The organism is Amycolatopsis nalaikhensis (assembly GCF_030264295.1).
GTDB classification, from domain to species: domain Bacteria; phylum Actinomycetota; class Actinomycetes; order Mycobacteriales; family Pseudonocardiaceae; genus Amycolatopsis; species Amycolatopsis nalaikhensis.
The window spans coordinates 7,667,835-7,688,041 of record NZ_CP127173.1; the positions used below are offsets into that span (position 1 = coordinate 7,667,835).

Consider the following 20,207-nt stretch of genomic DNA (forward strand, 5'->3'; position numbering starts at 1 on the left):
TGGTGCGGCGGGTTCGCGCCCGGTCGCGCCCGCCCGGCGCCGTGAGCCGGGGAGCGGTGCGAGACGGGTGCGACGGCGCGAACCGGTCAGCCCGAAGAAGGTGCGTGTCGCGGCGGAACCGTCCCGGTGGCGGTCACGGAACCGGTTCCGTCCGGCGGATCGCAGTTAACAGCGCGATCGTCGGCGGCGTCAAGGATCCGGCGCGGATTCGTTCACCCGGACCAGTCCGCCGACCGTCCGGCGCACCGCCGTTGACATATTACGGCTCTTTATTTATATCCTGAACTAAGAGCGTGCCGACGGCGGGGCCCACACCCGCGCCGCGGGCCACGTGAGCCGATCCGCGCCGGGGCAAGGCCGCCCCGGTGCCGGTTCGCCGTGGAGGTCCCATGCAACGCCGCCTGCCGAGAACCCGGGTTCTCGCCGTCCTCGTCCTGACCCTGGCCGCCCTGCTCCCCGCGCCGGCCGCCCAGGCCGCGCCCGTCCTGCTCTCCCAAGGCCGTCCGGTGACGGCGTCCTCGACCGAGTCCGTCGCCTTCCCCGCCTCGGCGGCCGTCGACGGCGACCCCGGCACCCGCTGGTCGAGCGCCTTCGCCGACCCGCAGTGGCTGCAGGTCGACCTCGGCGCCACCCAGCAGCTGTCCCAGGTCGTGCTGAGCTGGGAAGCCGCCTACGCCAAGGCGTTCACGCTGCAGGCGTCCGCCGACGGCGCCACCTGGACGTCCCTCTACTCGACCACGACGGGCACCGGCGGGACGCAGACGCTGACCGTCACCGGCAGCGGCCGGTACGTCCGGCTCACCGGCACCCAGCGAGCCACGCAGTACGGCTACTCGCTGTGGGAGCTGCAGGTCTACGGCGGGGGCGGCACCACGCAGCCCGGCGACGTCCTGCTGTCCTACGGCAAGCCCGGCACGGCGTCCTCGTACCAGGACGACGGCGCCTGCCCCGGCTGCGTCCCGGCGAAGGCGTTCGACCACGACCCGGCCACCCGCTGGGCGACCAGCTCGACCACGGGCTGGGTCGACCCCGGGTGGATCACCGTCGACCTCGGCGCGCCCGCGGCCGTGCACCAGGTCGTCCTGCAGTGGGACCCGGCCTACGCCGTCGCGTACCAGATCCAGGTGTCGAACGACAACGCGAACTGGACGTCGCTCTACTCGACCACGAGCGGCAAGGGCTTCAAGGAAACCTTGACCGTCAACGGGTCCGGCCGGTACGTCCGGATGTACGGCACCGCGCGGTCCAACGGCTACGGCTATTCGCTGTGGGGCTTCGACGTCTACGGCACCGGTGGGAACCCGACGACGCCGCCGCCCGCACCACCGGCTCCGCACTTCCCGGGCACGCTCGTCTGGAGCGACGAGTTCAACGGCGCCGCCGGCGCGAACCCGGACGCGAGCAAGTGGACCGCGGAGACCGGCCCCGGCGTCAACAACGAGCTCGAGTACTACACGAACAACAACAACGCCAAGCAGGACGGCCGCGGCAACCTCGTCATCCAGGTCCGCCGCGAAGCCACGCCGGGCAGCGCCTGCCCGCCGGACCCGATCAGCGGCAGCACCACCTGCCAGTACACCTCGGGCCGGATCAACACCGCGGGCAAGTTCAGCTTCACCTACGGCCACGTCGAGGCGAACATCAAGGTGTCCGGCACGCAGGGGCTCTGGCCCGCGTTCTGGTTGCTGGGCGCCAACTTCTTCAGCGGCACGCCGTGGCCGAACTGCGGCGAGATCGACATCATGGAGCACGTCGGGAAGTCGCCGAACCTCGCGTACTCGACGATCCACGCCCCGGCCTACAACGGCGCGGGCGGCGTCGGCGCGCCGTACGACCTCGGCCAGGACGTCTCGGCCGGGTTCCACCGCTTCGGCCTGGACTGGGACGCCGACCACATGACGTTTTCCGTGGACGGCACCGCGTTCCAGACGATCAACCGGTCCACGGTCGAAAGCACGCGCGGGCCGTGGGTGTACGACCACCCGTTCCTCCTGATCCTCAACAACGCCATCGGCGGCGACTTCCCCGGCCCGCCGGGCGCGGGCACCGTGCTCCCGCAGGACATGGTGATCGACTACGTGCGGGTCTACCAGTGAGCTGAGCTGGACTCCCGGACCACCAGGGACGTCGGCACGATCACGGGATCGTCCGGGGGCGGCGACCCGGCCAGCCGCGCGAGCAGCTGCCGGGCCGCCGCTTCGCCCATTTCCCGCGACGGCTGGCGGATGGTGGTCAGCGGCGGCTGGGTGTGCGCGGCCAGCGGGATGTCGTCGAAGCCGACCACGGCGACGTCATCCGGGACCGTGCGCCCGGCTTTCCGCAGGCCCGCCAGCACCCCCGCGGCGGTGAGGTCGTTGTGCGCGAAGACCGCGTCGAACTCCGGGCCCGTCGCCAGGAGCTGCAGGATCGCCGCCTCGCCGCTCTCGCTCGTGAAGTCGCCTTCGATGATCAGCCGTGGATCGAGGTCGAGCCCCGCCTCGAGGACTGCGGCGTGGAACCCGTTGAGGCGATCGCTCGTGCAGCCGAAGTCGCGAGGTCCGGTCACCGTCGCGAGGTTCCGCCGCCCGGTTCGCAGGAGGTGGCGGGCCGCGGCCGCGCCGCCCTGCCGGTTGTCCGTGCCCACCCACGGGAACGCGGGACGGCGGCCGCGGTCGTCGATCACCACCACCGGCAGCCCCGAGTCGTGCAGCACGCGCAGGTGCCGCACCGCGTCCGGCGGTTCGACGAGCAGCAGCCCGTCGAACGCCTTCGCCGACACCTGCCGGGCGAACTCGTCCAGCGAGTCGGCACCGCGGTTGGCCGTGGAGAGCAGCAGGCCGTAGCCCTTCGACTCGACGACGTCCGCGACGCCTTGCAGCACTTCACCCATCCACGGCCAGGTCAGCCCGGGCACCAGCATTCCGACCGTGCGGGTCACCCCGCGTGCCAGCCCGACCGCGCCGGCGCTGGGGATGTAGCCGGTCGCCGCGATCACCTCGCGGACCCGGATGGCGGTCGCCGCGTCGACGTCGGACTTGTTGTTGAGCACCCTCGACACGGTCGTCTTGCTCACCCGCGCGCGGCGGGCGACCTCGGCGATCGTGACGCGCATCCGTCCTCCCGGGAGCCGAGCCCTGTGGTGCCAAGGTACTCGCACCCGGGCCCGCCGCGAGCGGTCCGAGATCGATCAAGTCCGGACGGACAACCGCGCGAGGCTCGCGTCGCCGGTCCGCCAGTCCGTGCGGACCGCGACGTACCGGGCGGTCCCGGTGACGGCGACCGTGGTGGTGCGGCCATCGCCCGCCCGCGCCGCGGTCGTGTACGTCCGGCCGTCGGTGCTGGTTTCCACCGTCGTCTCGGGCACGCGGCCGGGCGTCCAGGCCAGCTCCACCGCCGAAACCGCCGTCGCCGCCCCGAGATCGACGACCATCCGGCCGCCGGGGCCGGGCCGCCACGCCGTCGCGGGATCGTCGTCGACGGCCGCGCCGGGGCTCGACATCCCGGGTGGCAGTGGCTCGGCGGGGAAGGTGACCGAGCCGAGCGCGAGATCGGCCAAGGGGTACGTCCGGACGTCGCCGAACACGACCGGCACGCTCCGGCGCGGCGGCAGCACCACGGTCCGCGGGCGGCCGCCGTCGGGCGTCACCGTGACCGTCACCGGCAGGAAGCCGGGCGCGGTGAGGTCGACGCGGCTCGCGTCGCGCACGACCGCCTTCAGCCCGGCCGGGCCGCGCACGGTGAAGCGCGGGGGTTCGACGCGGCCTTCGGCGGCCGCGAGGTCCACGGTGAAGGTGGTGCCGGTCGCGGTCAGGACCTGTTCGCCGCGGTAGAGCCGTGCCCCGGGCAAGTTCGCCGTGCCCCGCGCCGCGGTGGCGGAAAGGTTGACCAGCACGAGGAAGCCGTCGGTCACGCTCGCCTGGACACCCGGCGCGCTGGTCGTGACGCGCCCGGACGGCCGCGCGCCGACCGGCTCCGGGTACAGCTCCGCGAGGAAGGGCGCGGCCGGGCCGTCCGAGAGCGTGACGCGGTCGCCGGTCACGGTGACCGGGTTCGGCCCGGAGACGACGCACCCGGCGCGGCCGTCGATGTCGAGCCAGCCCTTCGTGCTGCTCAGCGCGGGTTGCGGGTAGGTGGCGACCGGCGTCCAGGTGGTGCCGTCGGCCGACGTCTCGATCCGGTACTTCCGCCCGGCGGCCGCTTCCCAGCTCAGCCGCACCCGGTCGACGGTCTTCGGTGTGCCGAGGTCGACCGCGAGCCAGCTGTCGGCCCGCGGCCGGTCCGATGTGGACACTGCCCAGCGGGTGGCCGGGTTGCCGTCGTTGGCGTACTTCGCCTCCTTGCCCGGCGATGCCGAGGAAGCCGACGCCGTCCCGGATCGTGCGAGGTCGGGGCCGTCGCCCTCGCGGACCTCGAACGCCCAGAGCGAGTAGCCGTACTGCGGATCCGGCTGGACGCCGAGCATGCGGACGTGCCGGGCGGTGACCGCGGCGAACGTCAGCTCGTCGGTCCGCGCGCCGGACGGGGCGGCCTGTGCCTTGATCGTCACCGTGCCTTCGGCGGCGGTGTAGGCGCGGTCTCCGTCGAGGCCGGGAACGCCCGGCATCACGAGGTTGTAGACGTTCAGCACGCCTTCGCTCTCGGCGACCCCGGTGCTCGCGTAGACGGCGGCGCCGGTGGGGAGGGTGGCCAGTGCGGCGTACCCGGCGTCGAACCGCAGGACGCCGACGGTGCCGTCGAAGCCGTCGCGCACCCGCCGGTGGACCGTGGTGTGCCGCTCGCGCACGGGCAGGTTCGCCGTCGGCAGCAGCATCGGGTTCGCGCCGCCGAGCACGAACAGCCAGTCGTCGTGGTGCGGCTGCCACGCGAACTTCACGAACCCGGCCTTGCTGACGGTCGCGGCCCAGGCGGCGGGGGAGCGGTGGGCGAGCAGGCCGGGCCCGGCACCGAAGTCGGCGACCCCGGCGGCGTGGGCGTCGAACTCGGCGACGCTCACCGGCGACAGCGGACCGCCGTGCGCGGCGCGCCATTCGTGCAGCAGGTAGCTGATGGCGAGTTCGGCCCGCGCTTCGGGCTCGTATTTGGGCTCACCCGAGAACTTCGTGATCCGGTCGGCGGGCGCGTAGGCCTGGTACGGCTCGAGACGGGCGGCCAGCTGCGCCTCGGCGCGGGCGGCGTGGCGGTCGCCGAGCACCTGCGCGCGGAAGGCCAGTGGGATGACGTCGCGGCCGTAGAGGTGCTCGCGGTCGGCGACCATCGGCATCAGCGGCTCACCGGCGTCGCTGGTCATCAGCAGCATCGTGCGCCAGAGCAGCTCGCCGTTCGGCTGCGCGGTCAGGACTTCCGGGAGCGGGGTCCCCGCCGCGAGGAAGTGCATCGCGTTGCGGCCGGAGGTGCGCCAGAGTTCTTCCTGGTAGTGCGGGCCGAACGAGCCGTGGTTCTCGACGAGGAAGGTGTCGTAGAGGTTCTCCGCGGTGTTCGCGCTGATCGGGTGGCCGTCGACGAGCCGCGGGTTGGCCAGGTCGGCGGCGGGCAGCCCGCCTTCGTTGCGGCTCCACGTCCCGAAGGCGTCCCGCCACGCTTGGGCGCGCGCGTCGCCCGGTGCCCACGCGAGAGCGGGGGCGAGCGACTGGGCGTAGACGCCCATCTCTTCGAGCTTCGTGTCGCCGACGTGCCCACCGCGCAGGCCGTTGGGCGTCCAGCTGCCGGACGTCGGGTCGTCGCCGGTGCCGAGCGCGGTCGTGTAGGCGGCCTGTTCCGTGGTGATCCGCTCGACGTTCGCCCGCGTCGCCGCGTCCAGGTCCGTCCACAAGAGACGGGCCGCGAGCAGGAAGTACGACTGGAACGTCGTGTCGAAGAACAGCCGGCGGCCCCACTCGCTGCCGCCGGTGAGCAGGTTCGAGGCGGCGAAGTGCCGGATCGTGGCAAGGGTGTGGGCGCGCAGCGTGTCGCGGTCGACCCCGGCGATCTCGGCGTCGTAGCCGTCGCGGGTCAGCAGGACGGCGTTGCCGAGCACGACGGCGAAGGTGAAGTCGCGGGCCGGGTAGATCCCGGCGGCCGGGTCGAACTGCTGCTCGGCCCACCGGGTGTGCCGCAGCAGGACGCGCAGGTAGGTGGCGGCCACGGGGTCGGGCGGCCCGCCGGCGGGTGCGTCGGCGGTGGCTGCCCGCGCGATCCCGGGCAGCAGGCCCGCCGCCAGCAGTGCCGCCGCGCCGCCACCCAGCAGGCCGATCGCCCGCCGCCGGTCCAGCTCACCCATCGCTTCGGCCTCCACTCGCTGACAACCTTGTCATCGCGGGATTCTGTGACGCCGCCGGGCCGCCGGGCAAGACCGGCGGCCGAACCCGTCCGGTTTCGGACAACGACTGGCTAATTCGTATAACGCCCTATTCAGCGGCGGTCGTAGTACGCGATGAGGACGCCCTTGGTCGTCGTGACGCTCCGAGTGAGGGTGAACTCTGTGAGCGGGGCGGCGGCGTCGAACAGGCGCGCCCCGGCGCCGAGCGTCAGGGGGTGGATCAGCAGCGTGTAGTGGTCGACGAGCCCGGCGGCGTGCAGGCTCCGGACGAGCGAGGCGCTGCCGATGACGGACAGGGCGGGCCCGGGTTCCGCCTTCAGCCCGGCCACGGTCTTCTCGGCGTCGCCGCGGAGCAGGATCGAGTTCTGCCAGGTGGCGACGTCGTCGAGGGTCGTCGAGGCGACGTACTTGGTGGCGGCGTCCAGGTGCGCGGTGAACGGGTTCCCGTCCTCGCGGCCGCCCCACGCCGTGGTGAAGTCCTGCCAGGTCCGGCGGCCCAGCAGCAGGTCGCCGGGCCTGCGCATGCCCGCGGCCATCTCCGCGGCCATGACGTCGTCCTGGTAGCGGGTGCCCCACCCGCCGTGGGTGAAGCCGCCGCGGGTGTCTTCGTCGGCACGGCCGAGGCCCTGCACGACGCCGTCGAGGGTGACGTTCATGGTGACGCTGATCGAACGCATGGGGTTTCTCCTTCCGGTTCCACCGCCCACACGAACGGCGAGCGCCCGGATCGACACTGGGACCAAGCTCACCGCGGCACGGGCGCCGGGCCGTGTTGAGATGACAACGTGATCACCGACCCCGCCGTGCTGCTGCTGCTCGTGCTCGCCGGGGTCGGCGCCGGCCTCACCGGCGCCACCGCCGGACTGGCCTCGCTCGTCTCCTACCCGGCGCTGCTCGCGGCCGGGCTGCCGCCGGTGACCGCGAACGTCACCAACACCGTCGCCATGCTCGGCACCACCGCGGGCGCGGCCGCCGGGGCGCGCCCCGAACTGGCCGGGCAGCGGGCCCGGCTCGTCCCGCTCTGCGTCATCACCACCATCGGTGGCGCCTGCGGCGGGCTCGTCCTGCTGCTGACCCCGTCGGGCGCGTTCACCGTCATCGTGCCGTGGCTGATCGGCGGGGCGTCGCTGGTGCTCATGGCCGGCCCGCGGCTGCGGCGGCTGGCCGAAGGCGCCGAGCACCACGGGCTGAGCCCGGCGACCGGCGTGACCGCGTTCCTCATCGGCATCTACGGCGGCTACTTCGGCGCGGCCGCCGGCGTGCTCATGCTCGCGCTGCTGGTGTCGGTGTGGACCCAGCCGCTCGCCCGCACGAACGCGGCGAAGAACCTGGTCACCGGCTCGGCGAACCTGCTCGCGGCGATCGTCTTCGCCGTCACCGGCAAAGTCGTCTGGACGGCCGCGCTCGCCGTGTGCCTCGGCTCCCTCGGCGGATCGTGGCTGGGGTCGACGCTCGTGCGGCACCTGCCCGCGACGCCGTTGCGCATCGGGATCGGCGTCGCCGGGCTCGGTCTCGCGATCGTCTTGGGCTGGCAAGCCTTCGCCGCGTGACGCCGGCCCGCCGGACAAGGCATGATCGGCGGGGTATCGGCGAGCAGGAGACCAGATGAGCATTGTCGGGACCAGGGTGGTCCGCCAGGAGGATCGGAACCTGATCACCGCGGGCGGCACCTACGTGGACGATCTGCGGGAGGAAGCGCTTTCCGGCGCCGCACATGCGGTGTTCGTCCGCAGTCCGATCGCGCACGCGCGGATCGGCAGCATCGACGTGAGCGAGGCGAAGGCGGCACCGGGGGTGCTCGGCGTGTTCACCGCCGCCGACCTCGGCCTCGACCCGCACGACGCGGGACCGGTGAAGGAACCGTGGCTGGCCGACGGCGTGGTGCGCTACGTCGGCGAGCCCGTCGCGCTCGTCCTCACCGAGGAGCGCTACCAGCTGGCGGACGCGGCCGAGCTGGTCGACGTGGACTACGAACCCCTCGACGCCGTCGCGAGCATCGACGCCGCGCTGGCGGACGAGACGCTGCTGTACCCGGAGACCGGCAGCAACGTCATGCAGGTCAACGGCGCGGAGAAGTTCGACGACGACATCTTCGCGGACTGCGACGTCGTCGTGTCGCAGACGATCGTCAACCAGCGCGTCGCGCCGGCGCCGCTCGAGGTGCGCGGCGCGTCGTGCGTGTGGGGCGAAGACGGCCGCCTGACGATCTGGCTTTCCACGCAGAACGCCCAGATCGCCCGGACGCAGCTGGCCGCGAGCCTCGGCGTCGGCGAGGAGTCGGTGCGCGTGATCGCGCCGGACGTCGGCGGCGGCTTCGGCGCGAAGATCGGCGCGGATCCCGAAGCGACCGTGCTCGGCTGGGCCGCCAAGCGGCTCGGGCGCGCGGTGCGCTGGGTCGAGTCGCGCAGCGAGAACCTCACCTCGATGACGCACGGGCGCGCGCAGCAGAACACCGTGACCATCGGCGGCAAGAACGACGGCACGGTGCTGGCGTACCGCCTCGACGTCATCCAGGACGCCGGCGCGTACCCGCGGACGCTGTTCCTGCCGACGCTGACCGAGCTGATGGCCGTCGGCGTCTACCGGTTCCCGAAGGTGGAGACGCGCAGCCGCGCGGTCGTCACGAACACGACGCCGATCGCGGCCTACCGCGGCGCGGGGCGCCCGGAGGCGACGGCCGCGCTCGAGCGGGCGATGGACGTCTTCGCGAACGCCGTCGGCAAGGACCCGGCCGAAGTCCGGAAGGTCAACTTCATCCGGCCGGAGGAGTTCCCGTACCGGACGCCGACCGGCGCGTCCTACGACACGGGCGAGTACGCGGCGGCGCTGGACAAGGCCTTGGAGGCCGCCGGGTACGCGGAGCTGCGCGCCGAGCAGAAGCGGCGTCGCGACGCGGGCGACCCGGTCGAGCTGGGGCTGGGGATCGCGGCGTACGTCGAGATCACCGGCGGCGACGGCGGTGGCGAGAGCGGCCGCGTCGACATCCACCCCGACGGCACGGTCGTCGCCTGGACCGGCAGCTCTCCGCACGGGCAGGGGCTCGACACGTCGCTGGCGATGCTGCTGTCGGACCAGCTCGGCGTGCCGCTGGAGAAGATCACCGTCCGGCACGGCGACACCGACGAGGTGCCGAAGGCGATCGGCACGTTCGGCTCGCGGTCGCTGCAGCTCGGCGGCTCGGCGATCCGGCAGGCGGCGGACGAGGTGATCGCGCAGGCCCGTGAGCTGGCGGCGGAGCTGCTGGAAGCGGCACCGGACGACCTCGAGCTGGATGCCGAACGCGGCGTCTGGCAGGTCCGCGGCGCGCCGTCGAGCGCGGTGCTCAGCTGGGCGCAGGTGGCCGAGCGGGCGTCGGAGGGCAAGCTCACCGCCGACGTCTGGTTCGGCGGCGGCAAGCCGACGTTCCCGTTCGGTGCGCACCTCGCGGTGGTCGAGGTCGACACCGAGACGGGCAAGGTCGAGCTGCGCCGGATCGTCGCGGTCGACGACGCCGGCCCGATCGTCAACCCGCTGACCTTCCGCGGCCAGCGCCACGGCGGGCTCGGGCAGGGCGCGGCGCAGGCGCTGATGGAGGTCGTCACCTACGACGAAGACGGCAACCCGACGACCGCGACACTGGCGGACTACTCATTCGTCACGGCGGTCGAGCTGCCGGACTTCGAGCTCGTCGACATGGCCACCCCGACCGACCGGAACCTGCTGGGCGTCAAGGGGATCGGCGAAGCGGCGACGATCGGCTCGACCCCGGCGGTGCACAACGCGGTGGTCGACGCGCTGTCCGCGCGCGGCGTCACGCACCTGGACATGCCCACGACCCCGATCCGGGTCTGGGCCGCACTTTCGGAGGGAAACGCGCAGTGAAGGTCTCGATCGAGGTCAACGGGCGGCCGGTGAACGAGGAGGTGCCGGACCGGACGCTGCTGGTCCACTTCCTGCGCGACACCGCGGGGCTGACCGGCACGAACATCGGCTGCGACACGACGTCCTGCGGCGCGTGCACGGTGCTGCTCGACGGCGAGTCGGTCAAGTCGTGCACGGTGCTGGCCGCGCAGGCCGACGGCCACGCCGTGACGACGGTGGAGGGACTGTCCGGTTCGGACGGTGAGCTGCACCCGGTGCAGCGGGCGTTCCGCGAGCAGCACGGGCTCCAGTGCGGGTTCTGCACGCCGGGCATGATCATGGCGTCGGTGTCGCTGCTGGCCGACAACCCGAAGCCGACGCGCGACGAGGTGCGCGCGGGGCTCGAGGGCAACCTGTGCCGCTGCACGGGGTACCACAACATCGTGAGCGCCGTGATCGACGCGTCGGGTCAGGAGGTGGACCGGTGATCCCGGCTTCCTTCGAATACGTGCGTGTGTCCACGGTGGACGACGCGCTGACCCGGCTGGCGTCGCTGGGCGACGACGCCAAGGTGCTGGCGGGCGGGCATTCCCTGCTGCCGCTGATGAAGCTGCGCCTGGCCGCCCCGGAGTACCTGGTGGACATCGGGCCGGTGGACGAGCTGAGGTACGTCCGGGTCGAGGGCGGCGAGGTCGCGATCGGGGCGCTGTCGAGGTACAGCGACCTGGTGCGGGACCCGGTGCTGCTGGAGCACGCACCGCTGCTGGCGCACGTGTCGGCCTCGGTGGGCGACCGCCAGGTCCGCCACCGCGGAACGATCGGCGGCTCCCTGGTGCACGCGGACGCGGCGGCCGACCTCCCGGCGGCGGTGCTGGCGTCGGACGCGGTGCTGGTGGCGCGCGGTCCGTCGGGCGAGCGGCGCATCCCGGCGTCGGAGTTCTTCTTGGGACCGTTCACAACGCCGTTGGAGCCGACGGAGCTGCTGACGGAGATCCGGCTGCCGTCGCAGGCGGGCCAGGGCTGGGGTTTCCAGAAGTTCACCCGCCGCGCGATCGACTGGGCGATGGTCGGGGTGGCGGTGGTTGGAGGACGAGTCGGCCTGGTGAACATGGGCGGAGTACCCCTGCGCGCGACGGCGACCGAGGAGGCGTTGGCGTCGGGGGCGGAGGTTTCCGCGGCTGCCGAACTGGCGGCGGAGGGGACGAACCCACCGGACGAGCCCCACGCGACGGCCGCGTACCGCCGTCACCTGGCTCGGGTTCTGACGCGTCGGGCGTTGACCCAGGCGGGCTGAGTTCGTCGTTCCGCGATCACCGGCGTCCGTTCGGCCGCCGGTGATCGCGACGGCCGATTCCCGCCAGCGTGGGTGGGTCTGCTTCGCCAGGATCGGGGTTGTGAAGACCTTTGCGCATACGGCCATCGAGCCCGGTATTCTGTACTTCGGCACTCCGGTCGTGTTGATTTCCAGCACCAATGAGGACTCGTCGGCCAACCTGGCTCCGATGTCGTCGGCTTTCTGGCTCGGTTGGCGGGCCATGCTTGGCCTGGGGGCTCGTTCCAAGACCACTCAGAACCTTCTGCGTGCTCGCGAATGTGTTCTGAACCTGCCTTCGGACTCTCTTGCCGCCGCTGTTGATCGGCTGGCTCTCACCACTGGTTCTGACCCTGTTCCTCCTGGGAAGGTCAAGCGGGGTTACTTCCATGTGGCTGAGAAGTTCGAGCGGGCTGGGTTGACTCCGGTTGCCTCCTCTACCGTTTCTCCGCCTCGGGTCGCTGAGTGTCCTGTTGCCATGGAGGCCGTTGTCGAAGCCGTTCATCCCATTGCCGATGATGATCCTTTGCAGCGGGGTGGGGTTGTTGCCATTGAGGTTCGGGTTCAGCGGGTGTTCGTTCATGACTCGATTCGGCTTGCCGGGACCGATGATCATATTGATCCTGATGCCTGGCGGCCTTTGATCATGAGCTTTCAGAAGCTCTACGGGTTGGGGGAGCAGGTTCATCCTTCTACTCTCGCTCGGATCCCTGAACGGCTTTATCGGGGGCCTGATATTGAGCGGGCTCGCTCGGTTGCTTTCTAAAGATACGGCTTCGCCGGGGCGTGGGAAATCGGCGCTTCTCTTTGGTTGCTTTCTGTTTGTGGTCGCCAGCGCCGATTCCCCACGCAACGATCTCCTCTGCCGCTCTTGCTCCTGGTGTCACCTCCCTTGAACACTTGGTTCTATTGCCACCTGTTTGTGTGATGAACAGGTGTTCGAGCTTTGGGTATTGTTGGGTGCATGGACGAGATGGCGATGCGGCGGGCGGGTGCGGTGGCGTTGGCCGACCGTGTCGGTGAGCTGCTCGCCACCATCCGTGCCGCTGATGCCGAACTCGGTGCGCTGCTGGTGGAAATCGAGGCGCGTGGGGTGATGGACCTGTTCGGCTACCGCTCGGTGGCCCGCCTCTACGAGCACCTCGCCGACGTCCCGAAAGCTGCCGCCGAACGTGTGGTGAAGCGGGCCCGGGCGTTGAATCCCGGCCGCAACCTCGACGGCACCCCTCTTGCCCCGGTCGCTGCCGCCACCGGCCGCACCGCCGCCCGCGGCACCCTGAGTGCCCCGATGATCGATGTGATCGTCGAGACCCTGCAGCAGATCCCGGTCGAACATCGCGAGGGCGCCGAACAGCACCTGCTCGCTTTAGCCGAAGACGCCGGGCACAAGCAGGTCGCCGCCCTGGGCGCCCGGATCCTGGCGCACCTGGATCCCGACGGCCCGGCGCCTGAGGACACCGAACCCGCCACCCCCACTCGGGAGTTGTTCCTGCGCCGCAAACGAACCGGGATCTGGGAACTATCCGGCCGGTTCGACGACGAAACCGGCACCCGAGCCAGCGCCCTGCTCGACACCCTCGCCGAACGCCGTCACAGCGACGACGGCCCCGACCACCGTTCCCCGCAGGCTCGCTACGGGGATGCGTTCTCCGACGCCATCGACCTGGCGCTCAACTGTCCGACGCTGCCGATGCAGGCGGGGGAACGCGCGCACGTGATGGTCGCGGTCTCCCTCAACGACCTGAAGACGGGTCTCGGCACCGCCACCCTGGGCGACACCGGGACGATGAGCGCGGCCGAGGCGCGGGTGCACGCCTGCGACAGCATGATCATCCCGGCGGTGCTGGGTGAGAAAAGCGAACCCCTCGATCTTGGCCGCCTGCGCCGCCTGATCTCGGCCGGGCTTCGCCGAGCCCTCTACCTGCGGGATCGGGGTTGTGCGTTCCCGGGCTGTCACCGTCCACCGCGGCATTGCCAGGGTCACCACATCCGGCATTGGGCCGACGGCGGCCCCACCAACCTGGGCAACATGGTCCTGCTCTGCGGCCATCACCACCGCCTGCTGCACCGATCCGGCTGGCACGTCCGCATCGCCGCCGACGGCCTCCCCGAATTCCTCCCACCGGTCTACCTGGACAAACGCCGAAAACCCCGCCGCAACAACATCCATGAACCCCTGCCGTTCGCAGCCTGACAACCGAACAACGGGAAAGGCCCGCAGCCACCGGCTACGGGCCTACACCCACGCCCCAAACAAGCCGCTGCATCACGCCCACCCCGGCGACCGCTTAGATGACCCTGGCACGCCGTAGGACGCCGCCAGATACCGCTTTCTGCAGCGATGGACTGACCATTGCCGCAGCGTGCGGCTGCCACTCCACCCGGTCTTGCCCGCACGCGCCGCCGGGTTCCCGCATTCGTGCCCCGACCTACCGCGCTCCCGCAACCGCGCCTTGCCCGATCCGCTCCCGCGCCGGAGCCACATCCCGTATCCGCTCCGGATGCACCGCCAAGCGTATTCGCCGGAGGCCAGCCCGACTTGAACCTTTTGCCTCCAACCGTCCCGATTCGGCAACCCCCAGCGCTAAGTCGCGTCCAGCTGAGCCAACAACGGCCCCAGCGTCTTGACCCCCGCCGTAACCGCGGCTCGCCCCTTCGCCGAACTGACCAGCGGCTGCTGCGTCAACAACACCACCACAAACCGCCCACCCACCACCCCCGTCGTGTTGAGGACCAAAGCGTTGCGCAGCACCATCCACCCCTGCTTGATCTGCCAAGCCATCCCCGGCAACCCGTCGGGGATCCCGAAGTACTGGTCCCACCCGTCGTCGGCCGGGTTGCGGGCGTTGCCCATCGCCGCCAACAACGGTGCCGCCACTTCGTCCGGGACCACCTCCTCCAAGTACTCATACGTCGCCAGTACGTCCGAAGCGCTCGTCTTCGCCATTCCCCACTGCGTCGGGTCCGTTGGCGGTGTTGTGTTCGACAGTCCGAGCAACGCCGCCGTCCGCGTCACGATCGCGGTTCCGCCGTTTCGCTCCCAGAACGCCGAGGCGATCGCGTCATTGCTGCCTGCGAGCATGTTCGTCAACTCCGCGTCCGGCAGGGCCCACGTGTCCGTCCTCTCGTCGTGGACCTCGTCGATCGCGATCAGGAGCTTGACCACCGATGCCGTGTAAAACTGGCGGTCCGCCTCCAGGGATGCCAGTTCACGGCTCGACTCTCGGTCGTACACCACGAAACCCGTGGTCGTTCCGGGGGATGCCGATGTCACCGCCGCCGCCACGTTGCTCGCCACCTCGGTCAAGTCCGGGTACCGCACCTCCGATGTCACCGGGGTCGGGCTGATCGCCGTGTCGTCCGGTGGCGCTACCGCCGCCACCACCGGGGTCGCCTGGCGGTCGGGGAGTGCCACCAGCACTCCGGCCGTCGCCGCCGCTGCCGTGATCGCGAGCGTCCACCGGACCCGTCTTCCCATGTCCGGTCAACGGCCGGAACGCGTGCCTCGACAGCCGGATTTACCTGTCCGTTCGCTGTGTCTTCCTGTGCGGATGCTGTGGCAGGCGTAGCGTCGCGTCGTGAACGACTTGAAGATTCTGGTGGTCGGTGCCGGGGCGACCGGTGGGTACTTCGGTGGACGGCTGGCGCGAGCCGGGCGGGATGTCACCTTTCTCGTGCGGCCCCGGCGAGCGAAACTTCTGCGGGATCGTGGCCTGCGGATCGTCGGGCTCGGGGAAGACTCCGTCCTGCGGCCCTCGCTCGTCGAGACCGGTTCCCTCGACTCGACCTACGACCTCGTCCTGCTCGCCGTCAAAGCCACCGGCCTGACCTCCGCCATCGACGATTTCGCCCCCGCCGTCGGGCCCGGCACGCTGATCCTGCCCTTCCTCAACGGCCTCGCGCACCTCGACGCCCTCGACGCGCGCTTCGGCAAGGACGCCGTGCTCGGCGGCGTTGCGAAGGTGCAGACCACCATCGACGACGACGGCGCCATCCGGCGGCTCGGGCCGCTGCAGAGCCTCGGCTACGGCGCGCGCACCGAGCCCGCTCCCGCGCGGCTGTCCGATGTCGACGCCGCCCTCACCGGGGCCGGGTTCGACGCCGCCCTCGATGCGCGGATCACCGAGGCGATGTGGGCGAAATGGGTGTTCATCGCCGCCATCGGGGCCGTGAACAGCCTCATGCGCGGCTCGATCGCGGACGTCGTCGCCGTGCCCGGAGGGACCGGCTTCGCCGAGGCCGTCGTGGCCGAAGCCGCCGCCGTAGCCGAGGCCGCCGGGTACCCCGTGCCCGCCGCCGACCTCGAAGCCACGCGGAAGACCGTCACCGACCCCGGCGGGGGTGGTTCTTCGCTCTACCGGGATCTGCTCGGCGGTCACTCGGTCGAGGGTGAGCAGATCTTCGGTGATCTCACCGCGCGTGCCCGGGAACTCGGCGTCTCCGTTCCCCTTCTCGACCTCGTCACCCTGCAGTTGCGGGTGCACCAGCACCGCATCGGGTGACATGATCACCTAGGGCGTTTTTGCCCGCGCAGTCCAGGAATCGTGGTCTTTCGGGCATCCGGGTGGCGGCGCCGACGCGGGGCGATCGCGCACTGCTAATCTTCGTCAGGAGAGTTTGCTTGAAGGTTTGACGAAACGAAGCGGCGAGGGGAAATGGCGGACAGGTTCGAGTTCGTCCTCGAGGTCGTCGAAGCCCTCGTCGTCGGCCGGGCGACCGGCGGCGACGTCCGGCGGTACCCGTTGCGCGCCGGGAACCTCCCGGCGGACCCGGTCCGGTTCGTCCGGGTCGCGCGCCAGGTGTACGACGCGCTCGAGGAACGGCGGCTTTCGGTGTCGGGCGAGCTGCACCCCGGGGTGCGGACGGCGTTCGAGCTGCTGGCCGAGCCGCGGGTTTCGGTTGCGGTGAGTGGGATCGACGGACTCGGCGCCGACGTCGCCGTGCTCGTGGTCAGCGACGGCGCCCAGGCGCTCGGCATCACCCAGGCCCCGGACACCGACGAACTGCTCTTCTCGCTCTTCGCGGACGAGGAGCTGGTCGAGGTCGTCACCGGCGTGCTGCCGCCCGCCCCGGCCGCGACCACCGGCCGCCACGTCGTGCACCGCGCGGCCGGGCGCGAGGTCTCGGCCATGACCGCGAAGCGGATCGCCGACGCCGAGTTCGACGAAGAAGAGACCGACGCCTTCGGCATGATCGAGGTCAAGGCCGTCGTGCGGCCCGGCCGCCGTCCGCCCGCCCCCAAGCCGGCCGACGTCGCGGTGCTCGAGCGGGTGCTCGCCGAGCCGCGGCTCGGTGGCGGCCACATCGCCGTCACCGCGCAGGGCAGGCGGGGCGAGCGCGTGGCGGGCGACCCGCTGAGCTGGCTGGACACCGCCGACGGGCGCTACCTGGTGCACACCAAGACCGGCGAGGCGGGGGAGCTGACGGCGGAGTACGTGCCCGCCGGGCGCGCCGACCTCGCCCGTGCGATCCGCGACGCGATCGCCGCCGTCTACTGATCCGGAAGGAACCAGTCCCGATGACCGACGACGCGGCGGCGACGCCCGCGCTCCAGGCGGTGACCATGGCGCGGGTCGGCCTGGCCGGCGCCCAGATGAAGCGGCTCGCCCAGAGCGGCGGCTTCGCGGTCGACGACACCACCGGCAACCAGCTGATCGAGGCCCTCGAAGGCGTGCTCGAGTCGCTGGAGGCGCGCTGGGCCGCGCTGCAGCGCCTGCACGACGCGCCCGCGATGAGCCGGACCGCGACCGGCCAGTGGGTCTCCGCGCACATGCAGAACACCGCCGGGGACGAGCACGGCCTGCTCACCCAGCTGCAGGCGGCGCGGCAGGAGTTCCCGACCTACATCGAAGCCATCAAGCTGGCGAAGCAGAACTACAAGTCCCGGGAAGAGACGACGCGCGCGACGCTGACCTCGCTCCCGACCGCCGACCAGAGCTGAGGGAGACCGTGGCACCCACCGCCGATTCCGTGTCGGACCCCTCGTCCCCGGACTACGACCCGCGCAGCCCGCTCTACGACGTGACGGCCGATTCGTCGTCCAAGTACTACGTCGGGCCGCTGACCGCGGACAACTCGCCTTCGGGTGACGAGATCCGCGAGATGGCCACCCGCCAGATCGACGACGAGATCCGGCGCGGCTGGCTCGGCCCCGCCGTCGACCCCGTGCTGCGGGACCAGAAGATCCAGGACCTGTACGAGCAGCACCTGGCCGACGCGAAGAAGGGCCTCGACGAGGGCCTCGCCATGCGCGAGAACGGCGGGGCGCCGCGCACCCTCTGGGACAACGCCACCCACGAGCAGATGAACGAGGCCATCACGCAGGACGCCAACCCGGCGACCGTCGCGGAGACCTCGGAGGAGTGGGTGCGGGTCGGCAACGACCTCGGCACGCACCAGCAGACGCTGGCCGACGCCATCAACGCCAGCACCAGCAACTGGCAGGGCGACGCGGGCGACGCCGTCCGCGAGCACCTCGCCGGCGTCGGCAAGTGGCTGGGCGCGACCGCGCAGGGCGCGACGCTCGCCGGGCGGCAGCAGGAGATCCACTCCCAGGCGCTCAACGAGACCCAGCGGCAGATGGCCGCGAACCCGCCGGTGCAGTTCGACCTGCAGAGCACCAACCAGCGGCTGATGTCGATGACCGACCCGGTGCAGTACGCGGCCGCGGCGGGCGAGGCGATGCAGACCTACCGGGCGCAGCAGGCGGCCCGCGAGCACGCCGCGCAGATCATGACGCAGTACGACGACACCATCGGCGGCGCGGTCGCGACCCCGCGGTTCCCGGCACCGCCGAAGCTGCCGACGGCCACGGCGCGCCAGGCGGTCAGCCCGGCGGGTGCGGGTGCCACACCCGACAAGCCGCTGCTGGCGCGGACCGACGCCAACGGCCTGACCGCCGCCGACGCGCGGACCGCGGCCGGCGCGGGTGCCGGACTCGACGGCACGGGCGCGGGCATCCCGGGCGGCAGCGGCGCCGGGATCCCCGGTGGTGGCGGCGCCGGGTTCTCCGGCAGCGGTATCCCGGGCAGCGAAGGCGCGGGCGGCGGCGGAGTCGGCGGTGGGGCCGGTGGCTCCGGCTTCTCCGGCGCGGGCATCCCGGCGGCCAGTGGTGCGGGCGGCGGGGCCTCGGGCGGCGCGGGCTACACCCCGCCGAACTTCCAGGTGCCGGACATCCCCGAAGGCGGGAACTTCAGCGGCGCGGGCATCCCTGGGTCCTCGATGCCGCACTTCGACGACTCGACGACGTCGTCGGGCTTCACGCCCTCCGGGATCGGCGGCACGAACACCGGCGGCCCCGGCTACACGCCGCCGAACATCCCGATCCCGGACATCCCGAACAGCGGCGGCGGCACCGGCCGCGGGATCGGCCCGATCAGCGGGTTCACCCCGCCGGGCATCGACCCGATCACCGGGCTGCCCACCGGCACCGGCGGGCTCAACGGCACCGGCAAGATGCCGACGATCGGCCGCGGCGGCGGCATCAACGGCGACAGCATCGCGAGCCGGCTCGGCGGGATCGGCGGCGGCGCGGGCGGCGGCGGTATCGGTGGTGGCGGTGTCGGCGGTGGCGCGGCCGGCGGCGCGGGGATGCGCGGCGCGGGCAACCTGAGCGGTGGCGCCGCGTCCGGCGCGGCCGCGGAAGCCGAAGCGGCCGCCGCGCGCAACGCGATGTCGGGCCGCGGGGCGGCCGGTGCGGCCGGGTCCCCGGGCATGGGCGGCATGGGTGCCGGGGCCCGCGGCGGCAAGAAGGAAGACGACAAGGAACACAAGGCGGCCGACTACCTCGAGAGCGACGACCCGAACTTCTTCGCGGGCGAGCAGGTCGTGGCGCCGCCGGTGATCGGCGACTGGAAGAACCAGGATTGGAAGTGAGCGCATGACGGCCGGCGGCTTCGAAGTCGAACCGGACGACCTGGTCGCGCATGCGAGTCACGTCGAAAGCCTGGTGGACCGGTTGAACACGGCCGTCGCGGCGGCCGACACCGCGATGTCGGACCACGCCTACGGGTTGCTCTGCGCGTTCCTCCCGCCGATCATCCGGCCGACGGGGGAGAAGGCGAAGGACACGCTGAGCGCGTCGATCGAGGGCGTGCGCGGGCTCTCGGACAACGTCCGGACCGCGGCACAGTCCTATCGCGACGGTGAACAGGGCAACGCGCAGCCGTTCGAACGGCAGCTCACGGCCGCGCCGCGCGCGGAAGCGGCCACGGAGAGGGTGAAGGCATGACGGGCCCGAACGGCCTCGGTGACCTGATGCGGGATCCGGACGAGACGATCCGCCGGATGGACGACTGGGCGGCCGGCTTCGCGGCGAAAGCCGAGCGGTACCAGGCGGCGCAGGAGCAGACCGAACGGCTGCGGCTGACCGCGACCAGCTCCGACGGCGCGGTCAGCGTCACCGTCGGCGCGGACGGCACGGTCACCGACCTCACCTTCACCAACAAGGTCAAGTCGTTCCCGCTGGAAGAGCTGTCGCGGCAGATCCTGACGACGATGCGGCGCGCGCAGTCCGGCATCGCCGAGCGCGTCGCCGGGGTGATGGCCGAGCAGCTCGGCGACGAGGACCGCGAGACCCGCACCGCGCTGCTCGACTCGCTGCGCGGCCGGTTCCCCGATCCGGACGAACCCGCCGATGTGCCGCCGCCGCCCGCCGATCCGCAGGCGCCGTCGGCCCCGCAGGCCTCGCCGCCGCCCCGGCGGCCCGCCGCCGCGGACGACGAGGACAACAACCCCTGGTGAGGGGCTCGACACCGGGCGCCGGGGGGACGACACTGGGCC

At 71.8% G+C, this 20,207-nt stretch carries 17 protein-coding genes; 13 read left to right on the plus strand and 4 right to left on the minus strand.

Features of this window, described 5'->3' with window-relative positions:
* Window positions 1-389: 389 nt before the first annotated feature.
* The gene (locus QP939_RS37575; RefSeq protein WP_285451181.1) at window positions 390-2,096 is read left to right on the plus strand and encodes a discoidin domain-containing protein; all 1,707 of its coding nucleotides are present in this window, start codon (window positions 390-392) and stop codon (window positions 2,094-2,096) included.
* Here QP939_RS37575 and QP939_RS37580 read toward each other — a convergent pair.
* The 3 genes from QP939_RS37580 to QP939_RS37590 all read right to left on the minus strand — a co-directional run bounded on the left by QP939_RS37580 (window position 2,087) and on the right by QP939_RS37590 (window position 6,951).
* Window positions 2,087-3,091: a LacI family DNA-binding transcriptional regulator gene (locus QP939_RS37580; protein WP_285451182.1), complete on the minus strand. Its 1,005-nt coding sequence runs from the start codon at window positions 3,089-3,091 to the stop codon at window positions 2,087-2,089. The genes QP939_RS37575 and QP939_RS37580 overlap by 10 nt on opposite strands.
* Before the next feature lie 75 nt (window positions 3,092-3,166).
* Window positions 3,167-6,250, minus strand: a complete 3,084-nt coding sequence (locus QP939_RS37585; RefSeq protein WP_285451184.1) for a discoidin domain-containing protein — start codon at window positions 6,248-6,250, stop codon at window positions 3,167-3,169.
* Between the two features lie 116 nt (window positions 6,251-6,366).
* Window positions 6,367-6,951, minus strand: coding sequence for a dihydrofolate reductase family protein (locus tag QP939_RS37590; protein ID WP_285451185.1), 585 nt, complete (start codon window positions 6,949-6,951; stop codon window positions 6,367-6,369).
* A 108-nt stretch (window positions 6,952-7,059) separates the two neighbouring features.
* Between QP939_RS37590 and QP939_RS37595 the strand changes: the two genes are divergently transcribed.
* The 6 genes from QP939_RS37595 (at window position 7,060) to QP939_RS37620 (ending at window position 13,620) form a co-directional block, all read left to right on the plus strand.
* A complete protein-coding gene (locus QP939_RS37595) occupies window positions 7,060-7,824 on the plus strand; it encodes a sulfite exporter TauE/SafE family protein (protein ID WP_285451186.1) in 765 nt (254 codons plus the stop codon).
* 55 nt (window positions 7,825-7,879) lie between these two features.
* Window positions 7,880-10,135 carry a xanthine dehydrogenase family protein molybdopterin-binding subunit gene (locus tag QP939_RS37600; protein ID WP_285451187.1) on the plus strand — a complete coding sequence of 752 codons (2,256 nt, stop codon included), beginning with the start codon at window positions 7,880-7,882 and terminating at the stop codon, window positions 10,133-10,135.
* Window positions 10,132-10,602: a (2Fe-2S)-binding protein gene (locus tag QP939_RS37605; RefSeq protein WP_285451188.1), complete on the plus strand. Its 471-nt coding sequence runs from the start codon at window positions 10,132-10,134 to the stop codon at window positions 10,600-10,602. Before QP939_RS37600 ends, QP939_RS37605 begins: the two co-directional genes overlap by 4 nt.
* Window positions 10,599-11,408 (plus strand): FAD binding domain-containing protein, encoded by an 810-nt coding sequence (locus tag QP939_RS37610; protein ID WP_285451190.1) that lies wholly within the window; start codon window positions 10,599-10,601, stop codon window positions 11,406-11,408. The genes QP939_RS37605 and QP939_RS37610 overlap by 4 nt, the downstream gene beginning before the upstream one ends.
* 100 nt (window positions 11,409-11,508) lie before the next feature.
* Window positions 11,509-12,192: a flavin reductase family protein gene (locus QP939_RS37615; protein WP_285451192.1), complete on the plus strand. Its 684-nt coding sequence runs from the start codon at window positions 11,509-11,511 to the stop codon at window positions 12,190-12,192.
* A gap of 198 nt (window positions 12,193-12,390) precedes the next feature.
* Window positions 12,391-13,620 (plus strand): HNH endonuclease signature motif containing protein, encoded by a 1,230-nt coding sequence (locus QP939_RS37620; RefSeq protein ID WP_285451194.1) that lies wholly within the window; start codon window positions 12,391-12,393, stop codon window positions 13,618-13,620.
* A 390-nt stretch (window positions 13,621-14,010) separates the two neighbouring features.
* Here the strand turns inward: QP939_RS37620 and QP939_RS37625 are convergent, their stop codons facing one another.
* Complete coding sequence (locus tag QP939_RS37625; RefSeq protein ID WP_285451195.1) at window positions 14,011-14,904, minus strand: serine hydrolase; 894 nt, start codon at window positions 14,902-14,904, stop codon at window positions 14,011-14,013.
* A gap of 100 nt (window positions 14,905-15,004) precedes the next feature.
* Here QP939_RS37625 and QP939_RS37630 point away from each other — a divergent pair, with 100 nt between their 5' ends.
* The 6 genes from QP939_RS37630 (at window position 15,005) to QP939_RS37655 (ending at window position 20,168) form a co-directional block, all read left to right on the plus strand.
* A complete protein-coding gene (locus QP939_RS37630; protein ID WP_285451196.1) occupies window positions 15,005-15,928 on the plus strand; it encodes a 2-dehydropantoate 2-reductase in 924 nt (307 codons plus the stop codon).
* A 153-nt stretch (window positions 15,929-16,081) separates the two neighbouring features.
* Window positions 16,082-16,924, plus strand: a complete 843-nt coding sequence (locus tag QP939_RS37635) for an ESX secretion-associated protein EspG (RefSeq protein ID WP_285451198.1) — start codon at window positions 16,082-16,084, stop codon at window positions 16,922-16,924.
* A 20-nt stretch (window positions 16,925-16,944) separates the two neighbouring features.
* Window positions 16,945-17,367 carry a hypothetical protein gene (locus QP939_RS37640; protein ID WP_285451199.1) on the plus strand — a complete coding sequence of 141 codons (423 nt, stop codon included), beginning with the start codon at window positions 16,945-16,947 and terminating at the stop codon, window positions 17,365-17,367.
* Between the two features lie 8 nt (window positions 17,368-17,375).
* Window positions 17,376-19,301 (plus strand): WXG100 family type VII secretion target, encoded by a 1,926-nt coding sequence (locus QP939_RS37645; RefSeq protein WP_285451200.1) that lies wholly within the window; start codon window positions 17,376-17,378, stop codon window positions 19,299-19,301.
* Window positions 19,302-19,305: 4 nt separating this feature from the next.
* Complete coding sequence (locus tag QP939_RS37650) at window positions 19,306-19,656, plus strand: type VII secretion target (RefSeq protein WP_285451201.1); 351 nt, start codon at window positions 19,306-19,308, stop codon at window positions 19,654-19,656.
* On the plus strand, window positions 19,653-20,168 hold the full coding sequence (locus tag QP939_RS37655; protein WP_285451202.1) for a YbaB/EbfC family nucleoid-associated protein: 516 nt from the start codon (window positions 19,653-19,655) through the stop codon (window positions 20,166-20,168). Before QP939_RS37650 ends, QP939_RS37655 begins: the two co-directional genes overlap by 4 nt.
* Window positions 20,169-20,207 lie beyond the last annotated feature (39 nt).

Bases quoted from the DNA above. Each gene is read 5' to 3' on its own strand.
- QP939_RS37580 (WP_285451182.1), bottom strand. From the start codon at position 3,091: ATGCGCGTCACGATCGCCGAGGTCGCCCGCCGCGCGCGGGTGAGCAAG.
- QP939_RS37650 (WP_285451201.1), top strand. From the start codon at position 19,306: ATGACGGCCGGCGGCTTCGAAGTCGAACCGGACGACCTGGTCGCGCAT.
- QP939_RS37600 (WP_285451187.1), top strand. From the start codon at position 7,880: ATGAGCATTGTCGGGACCAGGGTGGTCCGCCAGGAGGATCGGAACCTG.
- QP939_RS37620 (WP_285451194.1), top strand. From the start codon at position 12,391: ATGGACGAGATGGCGATGCGGCGGGCGGGTGCGGTGGCGTTGGCCGAC.
- QP939_RS37635 (WP_285451198.1), top strand. From the start codon at position 16,082: ATGGCGGACAGGTTCGAGTTCGTCCTCGAGGTCGTCGAAGCCCTCGTC.
- QP939_RS37590 (WP_285451185.1), bottom strand. From the start codon at position 6,951: ATGCGTTCGATCAGCGTCACCATGAACGTCACCCTCGACGGCGTCGTG.
- QP939_RS37640 (WP_285451199.1), top strand. From the start codon at position 16,945: ATGACCGACGACGCGGCGGCGACGCCCGCGCTCCAGGCGGTGACCATG.
- QP939_RS37655 (WP_285451202.1), top strand. From the start codon at position 19,653: ATGACGGGCCCGAACGGCCTCGGTGACCTGATGCGGGATCCGGACGAG.
- QP939_RS37575 (WP_285451181.1), top strand. From the start codon at position 390: ATGCAACGCCGCCTGCCGAGAACCCGGGTTCTCGCCGTCCTCGTCCTG.
- QP939_RS37625 (WP_285451195.1), bottom strand. From the start codon at position 14,904: ATGGGAAGACGGGTCCGGTGGACGCTCGCGATCACGGCAGCGGCGGCG.